This window comes from Edaphobacter bradus (assembly GCF_025685645.1).
GTDB classification, from domain to species: Bacteria; Acidobacteriota; Terriglobia; order Terriglobales; family Acidobacteriaceae; genus Edaphobacter; species Edaphobacter bradus.
In genome coordinates, this window is sequence record NZ_JAGSYF010000001.1 from 1001596 (window position 1) to 1012863 (window position 11268).

Sequence of the window (11268 nt, forward strand, 5' to 3'; positions counted from 1 at the left end):
GATTCGTAACTTGCCTTTACTCTTTGGTAGTGCTCTCCCATCGTTCATCATCTACCCCATTTCGATTCTGATCGCTGCTCTAACCGACGAACCGATAACCTGTTCCATGCACTGTGAGGAAGTACTGTGGTTGTTCGGGATCGGGCTCAAGTTTTTGGCGGAGACGTACCAGGTGCGTATCCACGGTCCGGGTTGATGGGTAATTCGCGTATCCCCAAACGTCTTCCAGAAGACGATCACGACTCAGAGTCTCGCCGGAATGACAGATGAAATACTTCAACAGCTCGAATTCTGTGGAGGAAACCTCGAGAGCCTTGCCTGATTTGAGCACTCGACGACGACGCAGATCGACTTCCACGTTACCGAAGGAGTGTTGATCCTTATCTTTGGGAACGACTGCCGTGCGTCGCAACACGGCCTTCACTCGCGCCAGCAACTCGCGGATTGAGAACGGCTTGGTCACATAGTCGTCAGCGCCGAGTTCGAGGCCCACCACCTTGTCTAGTTCCTGGCCGCGGGCAGTCAGCATGATAATCGGGATGGAACCGCGTTGAGCGCGTAACTGCTTGCATACCTCCAGTCCGCTCATCCGGGGCATCATGACATCCAGGACCACAAGGTCGGGAGACTCTTCCAGCGCTCGCCGAAGGCCTTCGATCCCATCGCCCGCTGTAAGCACTTCGTAGCCTTCAAACTCGAAATTGTCTCGGAGTCCAGCCACCATATTGGGCTCGTCCTCCACCACAAGAATTCTCGCTGGCCTCGGCGCTTCAGTTACCTTCGCCTTCTCTTGCTGTCTCATGCCGACATCCCTTTCGCCTGCTGAACCGCTGAAGTCTGCACCGGTAAAGTAATGATGAACTTGCTGCCGTGACCGGGCTCACTCTCAACCGCAACTTCACCCCCGTGAGCCTGCACGATGTGGCGCACAAGAGACAGCCCCAGTCCGCTTCCCTTGGTGTTATGCACCAGTGGATCGCACACACGATAGAACTTCTCGAAGATCTTGGGCTGTTCCTTCTCGGGAATGCCGATTCCGTGATCCACGACCTCAAGGTTGACGCCGCCATTGTGCCGGTATAGATGTACGCCAAGATATTTCTCTGTCGCCGAGTACTTCACCGCATTGTTCACCAGATTCAGCAGCGAACGCGCAATCGCTTCGCGATCCACCCACACTTGTGGCAGATCCTTGTCGATCTTCTCTTCGAACTGGAACCCGTTCTGCTCGATTTCAAAACGATAAGATTCCAGCGTGCTCCGCACCAGATCAGCCACATCGGTTTCGCGGAAGCTGTATTCCTTCTTGCCTGACTCAATACGAGAGAAGTCCAGAATATTGTTGATCAGCGAAGTCAACCGCTCACTCTCTTTGCGAATGATCTCGTAATATTCTTGACGTTTTACAGGATTGGCGATGCGTCCCATTTCCAGCGTCTCTGCGTAAAGCCGGATGAGCGCCAGAGGTGTTCTCAACTCGTGCGAGACGTTCGAGACAAAATCGGATTTCAATTTCGCCAGTGCAAGTTCTCGCGCGACGTTTCGATAGGCGAGCAGCATTCCTCCACCCATCAGCAGTGAAAGCGCTCCAAGAATAAGGAAGGCTGTCCGCACAAAGTGGTTGCTGATGTTCGCAATCGTAGTCCCGTGCAGCTTGATTCCCAGGATCAGCCCAGGGAAGACACCGTCAAAACTGCGCTCTACTTCTGGCGTACCTCCATCCCAGCAAATCGAAGCGGCCAAAGGAGTGTGCTCCTTTGCAGTCCGCACCATGATCACAGGTTGAGGATGGGATGTATCGTTCTTGTTCTGATTTGGCAGCACCTCGTTCAGCGCTTGCGGAAAAAACTTGTTACTCAGATAGTCAGTATCGTAGACAAACCCTGCCAGAGCGGGATGCTCCGCGGTAGAACCGCGAGGCATGAAGAACACCAAAGACTGATACTGCATCTTGTCGCCCCTGGTTGCCCAGAGGTTGGTAAGGTAGACGTGCCGCCCTTCGGTCGCCTCGCTCTTCTTCAGTTTGGCGATCCAGTCGCTGGAGTCCAGATCAAGCCAAGGCCCCATCATGGATGAGAACTTCTTGCCTTCTTCAACAAATTGAGGATCGCTCATCCGATCAGGCTGAGATTGACTCTCAAGGTGGCCTTTCCCGGTCCACAGAAACGTATGCGCAATGTCTGGGTGTGCCGCCAGAAAAGCCTCGAGTTCGTCACCCTGGTGCGCATCAGGAAATTTCGCCCTGGCTTCCTCGGTGATCTCATAAGCGCGCGCATCAATCCGCTTTTCGGCGATAGCTAAGACCTCTTGATACTCCACTTGAAAGACGGCCTCGATCGCTTTCTCACGCTGTATGGTCCTGAGGTGCTTTACATTGGCCACGATGAGGGCGGCCGCAGGCAGCATAACTCCCAGCATGAACACCAGCATGCGTGGGCGCTCGGACCAACGCCGAACTAGAAACTTCAACATAAGCGCGCTTTCGGAGAGGCGCCTGTGCGCTTTCGGAGAGAGGCTCCCCATTTCCATCGGATTGAAGAATAAGCGAGGAAACTCGGCGATATGTCACAAAGACGCAACAAATTGCAAAAAGTTGTGAACTTAAGAAAAGAAGACCCGGCAAGATGGTTTCTACGCCTAAGTGCTTGGTTAGCTATATACTTAGAGCGGATCAAGCAGATCACACCTCTGCCATACTCATAGGGTAGTCCGCGCTATGGAACTGATCAATCCCGCAGATCATCGCGGGGCGCTGAGTGGGCCATTGTGAGAGCAGGCACATGAGCAAGGTACGGAAGCTAACTGTACAACGGGAATCTGGCGGAGCTGAATCTTCCGAAGCGATCCGAAGTCAGCTTCTGGGAACTCCCCCACGCCTTCTGGATTCCGCCCGGATAACGGGCAAACCAGAAATTGACCGTCAGATGGCGCGAACAGAGCAATGCGCTCACCGAGGTGTGCGGGGCGACCATTCATGTGCTGTCATTGCGTTCAGGATGACGGCGTAGAACAGACAAAAGCAGCGGTAAGAGCTTTCTTGAGCGGTGCCACTCATGCGCAAAAGCATGCATAATGGGGCACCCGGCTGATGTCACTTCCCTATCAAAAAAATGAGGTTCGCTGCGCTCGAATTAAGCTACAATTCCGGGCACCATCGGCTGAACATACAGGCAAGTCTTAGATTACTCTCCGAGATTCGACGAACGAAGGTTAAGGCATCAGGGCCCTTAGTCCACGTACGCACATTGAGGAGGTTTCATGAAGCGCTTTTTTGCCGCGTTACTGCTTGTTTTCTTCGCTTCGCTTGCCGCAGGTGCGGAGCAGTTGATTCCAGCCGGTTCGGTCATGCAGTGCATGGTGTCCGAGCCCAACCTCTCCTCCAAGAGAGCGCACATCGGAGACCCGGTGCTCTGTCAGGTGAGCCATGCTGAAATGTACGGACGATCGGTGTTTCCGTACGGGAGCTACATGGTCGGCCGTTTCGAAGACTACAAAGATCCCGGGCACTTCGTTGGCAAGGGCTGGATGGAGCTGAAGTTTAATCGGATGGTGGTTGGAAACGATACCGTGATCCCGATTTCGACGCGGGTTGTCGCAACCTCGGGGAAGAATCCTGTGGACCGCGATGGGAAGATTCATGGGACGGGACACGCGGTTCGCGATACCGTGGAGTGGATGATCCCGGTGCTTTGGCCGATCGACCTGATCAATCTGCCGCGGCGTGGACCGTATCCAACACTGAAGCCGGAGACGCGCTTGACGGTCATGGTCCTGGACGACTTCGGGATTCCGACAAAGTCCGAGGTGCAGCATCAACCTGAGCTGATCTCCCGTTATAACTATGCCGATGCTACGCCGGCGCAGCAGGCGGCACCGATCGAGCGCGTTTCAGTGCAGTCGGCGCCGATCGAGCGCGCGTATGCGCAGCCTGGACAGCCGGCACCGGTTCAGCAAGCATATGCTCAGCCAAGCCCGACGGTAGTCATTGTGCAGGCTCCTGCACAAGCTCCCACGATTATCCAGCAGCCTTTTCCGGTTGAGGTGCAGCCCCCGGTGTTTTACGGGTATCCTCCTGCTCCGGTGGCTTACGCGTACCCTCCAATGGCTTATGGATACGGATATCCTCCGATCGCATACCGAGGGTATTACAGGGGCTACTAGGTAAGAGCAGCTGGGAATGTTTGTAAAAGAAGCTCCGGACCTGGCCCCGGAGCTTCTTTTTTTGCGGTCTGTTCCCTCTGAACGATTGCTTCAACAGGAAAACGATTCGGTGGCTGCAAAGGTCTGGTTCGCAGCCACCGCTTGTCTGGTACTTGTTCCTTCGGAGTTACTCGCCGTAGTAGTCGAGGCCGAGGTGGGTGATCAGGTCTTCGCCCATGATGTGGCGGAGGGTGTTTTTTAGCTTCATGTGCTGAATGAAGAGGTCGTGCTCGGGGTAGACGCCGGGGGCGCTGTCTGGATCCTTGAAGTAGAAGCTCAGCCACTCCTGGATGCCGACGCCGCGCAGCGATGGCGTGCGGGCGGCGAGGTCCATAAAGAGGATGAGGTCGAGAGCGAGCGGCGCGGCGAGGATGGAGTCGCGACAGAGGAAGTCGACCTTGAGCTGCATCGGATAGCCGAGCCAACCGAAGATGTCGATGTTGTCCCAACCCTCTTTGTTATCACCACGTGGCGGGTAATAGTTGATGCGGACCTTGTGGTAGATGTCTCCGTACAGTTCAGGGTGCAGGTGCGGCTGGAAGATGTGCTCGAGGACGCCGAGCTTGGAGACCTCTTTGGTCTTGAAGGACTCGGGGTCGTCGAGAACCTCGCCGTCGCGGTTGCCGAGGATGTTGGTGGAGTACCAGCCACTGACTCCAAGGTTGCGAACCTTGAAGGCGGGTGCGAGGACGGTCTTGATGAAGGTCTGGCCGGTCTTGTAGTCCTTGCCGCAGATGGGGGCGTTCATCTTGCGGGAGAGCTCGTTGAGCGCGGGGATGTCGACGGTGAGGTTGGGCGCGCCGTTGATGAAGGGAACGCCCTCTTTCAGCGCGGCCCAGGCGTAGAGCATCGAGGGGGAGATGTTGGGGTCGTCCTCGACGAGGCCCTTTTCAAAAGCGGCGAGGGACTGGTGGACGGCGGTCTGTTCGAGGAAGATCTCGGTGGAGCCGCACCAGATCATAACCTGGCGATCGGTCTTGGTCTTGAACTCGGCGATGTCGTTGCGGATCTGGTTGGCGAGGTCGCACTTGTTCTTGCCGGTCTTGACGGACTTGCCTTCGAGCCGCTTGACGTAGTGCTGGTTGAAGACGGCAGGCATGGGCTCGATGGACTGGAGGAAGGGCTTGATCTCGTCTAGCTGGTCGCGGTCGAGAACCTGCGCGGTCTTGGCGGCGTCGTAGAGGTTGCCGCCGAAGATGTCCCAGCCGGTGAAGACGAGGTCGTCGAGCGAGGCGAGGGGGACGAAGTCCTTGATGAGCGGGCTGCGGCCTTCGGTGCGCTTGCCGAGGCGGATGGTTCCCATTTGCGAGGTGGATCCGATTGGCTTGGCGAGTCCGCGGCGGATGGCTTCGACACCGGCGATGAGCGTCGTTGCGACGGCTCCCATGCCGGGAATCATGACCCCAAGTTTTCCTGTGGCTGGCTTGATGCTGCTGGCCGCCTCGTTGGCAGCGGCGCTGGGTTTAGACATGCTTGGCGATACCCTTCTATGACGCGATTTTTCCGTGTAGCCGGAAAGGTTAGTATTTCGCAGTCAAACAGGCAGCGCAAACAAAATGGGCGAATCTACAGGCTTTAGCGGTAACGCGATTTGTGCGGATTTCGGCGTGTCTGCAGGGCGAAATCATCCTGACCCCATAGAACTCGCTACAATTCAGGGTCAATAGCGAATCAGGGTCTTCTTTCTCCGGGAGGGTTTCGAGTGACTGTGGAAATGGTATTGACGAAGATGCAGAAGCTCACTGTACTGACGCTCGCTGGAATGCTGATCGTGGTGATGGTTCTTTCAACAGTGCACCTTGGCGTACTGATAGGCCATGAGATATTAGAGCCGCCGCGGTTCCTGATTCCAGTCCCGGGATTGCTTGAAATCTTTGGATACTTCTTGTTGGTGTTGATCGGCGTAGAGCTGATTGAAACGCTGAAAGCCTACCTAAAAAAGGATGTAATTCACGTTCGTGTCGTAATTGAAGTTGCACTGATCGCCATGGCGCGAAAGGTGATTATCGAAGAGCCAAATGAAGTGCCCAGCTTGACGCTGTTCGGAATTGCAGCCCTCATTCTTGCCTTGGCCATTGCCTTCTATTTTGAGCGGCTGGGCAAGCCTGCCCTGCACAGTAATGAAGATGAATAGCGGATATTCAGCGATTTGGGGACCACGAAGAGCAAGATAATTGCCTTCCGGCGACTTTCAGCAGCTATGCCTCTTCGACGCGGATGCGGTTCTTCCAGTGGGTGTAGAGGAAGAAGACGATTGCTGCGAGGAGCGCCACTTCGACGGGTTTTACGTACTCTCACTCAGGCGGATGCGTTCTTTGCAGGTGGCCCGGAGGGAGGGGCTTATTGGGATACTTCCGCTACGGGCTGAGTGCGACGCGAGGCGAAGCGGGACTTCAGCCTGAGGAATGGGGTCTCGAAGAAGTGGTAGGAGAGCCAGGCGACACCGACAGAGGAGACGGCGGCGATGAAGAGAAGGGCAAGGTTAGTGGCTGTAACGTTGCCGTGGCCGAGGAGCTTCTCCACGATTCCCATGTAGGCGCCGAGGAAGAGCATGTGAAAGACATAGACACCGTAGCTGATGCCGCCGAGCCAACGGAGCCAGGCTGCCTCGGCGCAGCTCTGCACGATGCCGGGTCGCATGGAGAGCACGAGGAGGGCAGTAAAGCAGAGGGTGATCGAGGGGAGGCCGAAGGTCATCTGGAGGCGGCTGTTGGCCTCGAACGAGCCAGCGAGGGTGCCGCAGATGAGGAAACCAACGAGTCCAGTGAGAGCGACGCCGGGAGCGAGGCGCTCGATGCGCGACCAGGAGGGTCCGCGGAAGGCGAGAGCAAGCCAGCCGCCAGCGGCGAGCTCTCCGGCTCGGGTGAGGAGGAATGCCGAGTACTGATCGGCGTGAGGCGCGAAGTGCCAGAGGAGGATGCGGAAGAGGCAGGAGAAGAGAAAGGTGAGCAAGCAGAAGATCTCTGCGCGGATGCGGGACTTTTGAATGACGAGGAGGAATGGCCAGATGAGATAGAACTGCTCCTCGACGGCGAGGCTCCAGAAGTGAAAGAGCGCGAAAGGCGAGGGGATGCGGTCGACCACGCTGATGAGATGAGGCATGTTCTGCAGGAAGAGCGCGGGGATCCAAATGCTGCGAAGGGCGGGAAGCAGGGTTCCCTGGACCGCGGCGGCAAGGAGGACGAGCAGAAGGCTGGCGTAGTAGAGGGGAAAGATGCGAAGGGCGCGACGGGCGTAGAAGTTGCGCCACCAGTGAGGCTGGTCGAAGGAGTCCCAGAGAATGCCTGTGATGAGGAAGCCGGAGAGGACGAAGAAGAGCGTGACGCCGACCCAGCCGCCTTTGTTGAGCAGGCCGAAGAGGCGCATGGCGCGGATGGAGGAGTGAGTTCCGCCGCCGTAGTGAAAGATGAAGACGGTGAGCACGGCAAATCCGCGGAGACCGTCGAGTGCCGGGATATGTTGCTTCTGCTTCAGGACAGTTCCCCGTTGGTGGCTGTTGTTTACGCTTCGATTTTATCGGGACGGATGCGGTTCTTCCAGTGGGTGTAGAGGAAGAAGAGGATTGCTGCGAGGAGCGCTACCTCGACGGCGAGGTGGAAGCGGTGGAAGATCTCCTTGAAGCGCGGGTCGGAGTCCCATTTGTCGCCGAGCTTCATGCCGACGTAGGCAAGGACGTAGCACCAGGGCCAGGAGCCGATGAAGGTGTAGAGGTGAAAGCGAAGCCGCGGCATGCGTCCGATGCCGGCAGGCAGAGCGATAAAGGTGCGGACGACGGGGAGAAGACGCGCGACGAGGACTGTGATGCCACCGAAGCGATGGAAGAAGTGCTCGGTGCGGTCGAGGTCGTGGCGGCTGAGGAGGATGAAGCGGCCAAAGCGCTCGACGGCGGGGCGGCCTCCCCAGGCTCCGAGCCAGTAGGCAGGGATGGAGCCGAGGTTGCAACCGAGGGCTCCGGCGGTAGCGACCCAGAAGAGCTTGAGCTGGCCGGTGTGCACGAGGTAGCCGGCGAAGGGCATGATGATCTCCGACGGCAGCGGAATGCAGGCGGATTCGATGCCCATGAGGAGGGCGATGCCTACATAGCCTCCGGCAGAGATGATGGCGATGATGAAGGAGGCAATGGCAGTGATGAGCTTTTCCGACATTCTGTTCGAGTATAGCGAGGTGAGCGGAAGGGCCAGATGCGCTAGCATTAATTTGTCAGGAGAAAGTGCAATGGCAGATACAGCAGGAACTCCGGTGGAGACGCCGATAAAGAGTGCGGGAGCAACGACAGCAGCTCAAGCGGCAGGCGCGCCTGCGGCGGTAAGTGGACGTCCCGCGAGCAGCTACGGCGCGGGTTCTCAACCGCAGGCGCAGCCACATGATCCCTCAAAGCCGCCGGTGAAGCGGCAGATTGTGTGTTTCAGCTTTTACAAGGTGATGCCGGAGTGGCGGAGACTGCCTGCTGAGACGAGGGCCGAGCACAAAGCGGCGTTTGCCGAGGTGCTGGCGAAGTGGAACAAGCCGGGAGAGTTTCTCTCGATGACATACTCGACCGTGGGGACGCGCGGCGATGTCGATATGTGCGTGTGGTCGATTGGCTATGCTGTCGATGAGCTGAACCGGATGCGTAGTGAGTTGATGGCGACTCCGCTGGGTGGGTATCTGACGGCTCCGCACAATTTTCTGGCGATGACGAAGCGGTCACAGTACCAGATTGACCGGCCGGATGAGAGCGAGGGCGAAGGCCGTGGAGCGATCAGACCGGGCGGGCAGAAGTACATCTTCATCTATCCGTTCTGGAAGACGCGGGCGTGGTACCTGCTGCCGGCGGAGGAGCGGAAGCGGCTGATGGATGAGCATATCCGGATTGGGCTGCAGTATCCGCGGGTGAAGCTGAATACGACTTACTCGTTCGGGATCGACGACCAGGAGTTTGTGGTGGCGTTTGAGACGAACTTTCCGGAGGATTTTCTGGACCTGGTGCAGCAGCTTCGGGAGACGGAAATCAGCATGTATACACTGCAGGACACGCCTATCTTTAGCTGCGTGAGGCTGTCGGCAGAAGAGATGCTGAACCGGATCGGGTGAGGAATGGCGACTGCGAAGGCTGCGACGAAGACACCGGCGAAGAAGACTAAGCGGAATCCTACGGACCCGGCGCGAGTCGCGGCGATTCTGGATGTGCTGGAGAAGACGTATCCGGGTGTGGTTTGTGCACTCAACCACCACAATGCGTGGGAGCTTACTGTGGCGACCATACTTTCGGCGCAGTGCACGGATGTGCGGGTGAATCTGGTGACGCCCGCGTTGTTCAAGGTCTTCCCTACTCCCAAGGCGATGGCGGCGGCTTCTCTGCCGGAGATCGAGGAGATGATTCGGACGACAGGGTTCTTCCGGAACAAGGCGAAGTCGATCAAGGGCGCGGCGCAGATCGTGACGGAGGAGTTTGGGGGGAAGATTCCGCAGACAATGGAGGAGATTCTGCGGCTGCCGGGGGTTGCTCGGAAGACGGCGAATGTTGTGTTGGGGTCGTGGTTCGGGATTCCGGCAGGAGTTGTTGTGGATACCCACGTCATGCGGCTATCACACCGGCTGGAATTAACAAAGGAGACGGCTCCGGAGAAGGTGGAGCAGGACCTGATGAAGATTATTCCGCAGGACCGGTGGATCAACTTCTCGCATGAGCTGATTCATCATGGGCGGCAGATTTGTGTGGCACGTAAGCCGAAGTGTGTGGATTGCACGCTGGAAAAGCTGTGCTACTCGGGGGATAAGACGTGGAGTTCGCATCCAGCTTAGTTCTCAGGTGCCTGAAAGACAACAGTAGATTCCTCCCCATTCGGCTTCGCTCAGGGCAGGCTGCTTCGCTGCGGAATGACAACAAAATGGTTAGAGCCTCTGGGCGAGGATTTCGACCAGCGATGGGATGGTGGGTTCAGTGGCTTCAAGGGTAGGGGTTAGGCCGAGGTCGCGCAGGGCCTGTGAGGTGATGGGGCCGATGGATGCGAGGGTTATTCCCTTCGGGAGAGTAACGCCTGCGGCTTCGAGGAGCGCGATGAGGTTTCGAGCCGTGGAGGCGCTAGTGAAGGTGATGGCGTCGGGGTAGCTCGCGGGTGAAGCGAAGAGTTGTTGGAGTGCGGGGATCGATTCGGGCGGGATGCGGTTGCGGTAGGCTTCTGCAATGGTGACAGTGGCTCCGGCGCGGGTGAGGGTTTCGGGGAGAATGTCGCGGGCTTCTGCGGCGCGGATGAGCAGGATGCGTTTGTCTGAGGTGAGGGGCGCCAGAGCTTCGGCGAGGGATTCCGCGACGTACGACGGCGGGATGAGATCAACGTGGAGGCCGATTCCCTGCACTGCTCGGGCTGTGGCGGGGCCGATGACGGCTATCTTCTTTGAACGAGATGTGGGATTTCGGCGTGCGGCGAAGACTTCGACGGCGTTGGCGCTGGTGAAGATGAGCCAGTCGAAGGTGTCGAGCTGGGCGAGGGCGGCGTCCAGCGGTGCGTAAGAGTCGGGCGGGATGATCTCGATAGTGGGAATGACGAGGGGATTGGCTCCGAGGGCTTCGAGCTGCACGGCGAGATCGGAGGCTTGCAAGCGGGTGCGCGTGATGAGGATGCGTTTGTTATGCAGGGTATGCATTGCTTTGCGTATTGTATGTCTCCTTCGAAGTGTCGGCCGTAGACACTTGTTTTCCCGGCGCAGATTCATGCGCGGCGAATTTGACTTGATTCCAGATACGCGCCTAGCATAGCGCGCTGTGAGGTGGCCTATGCCGACGTACATTTCGCTATGTCGCTGGACGCAGCAAGGAGCGCAGAAGGTCAAAGAGAGTCCGGCGAGGCTGGACGCAGCAAGAAAGGCATTTCAGACTGGTGGCGTGAAGATGCTGCATTTCTTTATGACAACGGGCAAGTACGACATGGTGATCATCTCGGAAGCTCCCAACGATGAGGCGTTAGCCAAGGCGACACTCTCCCTGATTTCGCAAGGAAACATAACGACGCAGACATCACGCGCCTTCACAGAAACAGAGTACAGAAGCATTATGGCTGCTCTGTAAGCAGCCGGAAGAAAGCCCCG

At 57.4% G+C, this 11268-nt stretch carries 11 protein-coding genes; 5 read left to right on the forward strand and 6 right to left on the reverse strand.

Annotation, left to right across the window (positions count from 1 at the left end; translation table 11 throughout):
* Nucleotides 1-79: 79 nt before the first annotated feature.
* Complete coding sequence (locus OHL16_RS04225) at nucleotides 80-802, reverse strand: response regulator transcription factor (protein ID WP_263365813.1); 723 nt, start codon at nucleotides 800-802, stop codon at nucleotides 80-82.
* Nucleotides 799-2430: a sensor histidine kinase gene (locus tag OHL16_RS04230; RefSeq protein WP_263365814.1), complete on the reverse strand. Its 1632-nt coding sequence runs from the start codon at nucleotides 2428-2430 to the stop codon at nucleotides 799-801. Before OHL16_RS04230 ends, OHL16_RS04225 begins: the two co-directional genes overlap by 4 nt.
* 828 nt (nucleotides 2431-3258) lie before the next feature.
* Here OHL16_RS04230 and OHL16_RS04235 point away from each other — a divergent pair.
* Nucleotides 3259-4161, forward strand: coding sequence for a hypothetical protein (locus OHL16_RS04235; RefSeq protein ID WP_263365815.1), 903 nt, complete (start codon nucleotides 3259-3261; stop codon nucleotides 4159-4161).
* 166 nt (nucleotides 4162-4327) lie between these two features.
* Here the strand turns inward: OHL16_RS04235 and OHL16_RS04240 are convergent, their stop codons facing one another.
* Nucleotides 4328-5671, reverse strand: coding sequence for an inositol-3-phosphate synthase (locus OHL16_RS04240; RefSeq protein ID WP_263365816.1), 1344 nt, complete (start codon nucleotides 5669-5671; stop codon nucleotides 4328-4330).
* A gap of 258 nt (nucleotides 5672-5929) precedes the next feature.
* On the opposite strand from OHL16_RS04240, the gene OHL16_RS04245 reads away from it, so the two are divergent.
* The gene (locus tag OHL16_RS04245; protein ID WP_263366229.1) at nucleotides 5930-6334 is read left to right on the forward strand and encodes a phosphate-starvation-inducible PsiE family protein; all 405 of its coding nucleotides are present in this window, start codon (nucleotides 5930-5932) and stop codon (nucleotides 6332-6334) included.
* A gap of 206 nt (nucleotides 6335-6540) precedes the next feature.
* On the opposite strand, the gene OHL16_RS04250 is transcribed toward OHL16_RS04245, so the two are convergent.
* Together OHL16_RS04250 and OHL16_RS04255 are read right to left on the reverse strand one after the other, a co-directional pair.
* Nucleotides 6541-7674, reverse strand: a complete 1134-nt coding sequence (locus OHL16_RS04250) for an acyltransferase family protein (RefSeq protein WP_317891039.1) — start codon at nucleotides 7672-7674, stop codon at nucleotides 6541-6543.
* 26 nt (nucleotides 7675-7700) lie between these two features.
* On the reverse strand, nucleotides 7701-8345 hold the full coding sequence (locus OHL16_RS04255; protein WP_263365817.1) for a DedA family protein: 645 nt from the start codon (nucleotides 8343-8345) through the stop codon (nucleotides 7701-7703).
* 70 nt (nucleotides 8346-8415) lie between these two features.
* Between OHL16_RS04255 and OHL16_RS04260 the strand changes: the two genes are divergently transcribed.
* Together OHL16_RS04260 and nth are read left to right on the forward strand one after the other, a co-directional pair.
* On the forward strand, nucleotides 8416-9273 hold the full coding sequence (locus OHL16_RS04260) for a chlorite dismutase family protein (RefSeq protein WP_263365818.1): 858 nt from the start codon (nucleotides 8416-8418) through the stop codon (nucleotides 9271-9273).
* A 3-nt stretch (nucleotides 9274-9276) separates the two neighbouring features.
* Nucleotides 9277-9984 carry an endonuclease III gene (gene nth / locus OHL16_RS04265; protein ID WP_263365819.1) on the forward strand — a complete coding sequence of 236 codons (708 nt, stop codon included), beginning with the start codon at nucleotides 9277-9279 and terminating at the stop codon, nucleotides 9982-9984.
* Nucleotides 9985-10074: 90 nt separating this feature from the next.
* Here nth and OHL16_RS04270 read toward each other — a convergent pair whose 3' ends face one another.
* Nucleotides 10075-10827 (reverse strand): uroporphyrinogen-III synthase, encoded by a 753-nt coding sequence (locus tag OHL16_RS04270; protein WP_263365820.1) that lies wholly within the window; start codon nucleotides 10825-10827, stop codon nucleotides 10075-10077.
* 130 nt (nucleotides 10828-10957) lie between these two features.
* Here OHL16_RS04270 and OHL16_RS04275 point away from each other — a divergent pair, with 130 nt between their 5' ends.
* Nucleotides 10958-11248, forward strand: a complete 291-nt coding sequence (locus tag OHL16_RS04275) for a GYD domain-containing protein (RefSeq protein ID WP_263365821.1) — start codon at nucleotides 10958-10960, stop codon at nucleotides 11246-11248.
* Nucleotides 11249-11268: the final 20 nt, after the last annotated feature.

Coding starts and splice junctions, on each gene's coding strand:
- OHL16_RS04225 (WP_263365813.1), bottom strand. CDS start 802: ATGAGACAGCAAGAGAAGGCGAAGGTAACTGAAGCGCCGAGGCCAGCG.
- OHL16_RS04230 (WP_263365814.1), bottom strand. CDS start 2,430: ATGCTGGTGTTCATGCTGGGAGTTATGCTGCCTGCGGCCGCCCTCATC.
- OHL16_RS04235 (WP_263365815.1), top strand. CDS start 3,259: ATGAAGCGCTTTTTTGCCGCGTTACTGCTTGTTTTCTTCGCTTCGCTT.
- OHL16_RS04240 (WP_263365816.1), bottom strand. CDS start 5,671: ATGTCTAAACCCAGCGCCGCTGCCAACGAGGCGGCCAGCAGCATCAAG.
- OHL16_RS04245 (WP_263366229.1), top strand. CDS start 5,930: ATGCAGAAGCTCACTGTACTGACGCTCGCTGGAATGCTGATCGTGGTG.
- OHL16_RS04255 (WP_263365817.1), bottom strand. CDS start 8,345: ATGTCGGAAAAGCTCATCACTGCCATTGCCTCCTTCATCATCGCCATC.
- OHL16_RS04260 (WP_263365818.1), top strand. CDS start 8,416: ATGGCAGATACAGCAGGAACTCCGGTGGAGACGCCGATAAAGAGTGCG.
- nth (WP_263365819.1), top strand. CDS start 9,277: ATGGCGACTGCGAAGGCTGCGACGAAGACACCGGCGAAGAAGACTAAG.
- OHL16_RS04270 (WP_263365820.1), bottom strand. CDS start 10,827: ATGCATACCCTGCATAACAAACGCATCCTCATCACGCGCACCCGCTTG.
- OHL16_RS04275 (WP_263365821.1), top strand. CDS start 10,958: ATGCCGACGTACATTTCGCTATGTCGCTGGACGCAGCAAGGAGCGCAG.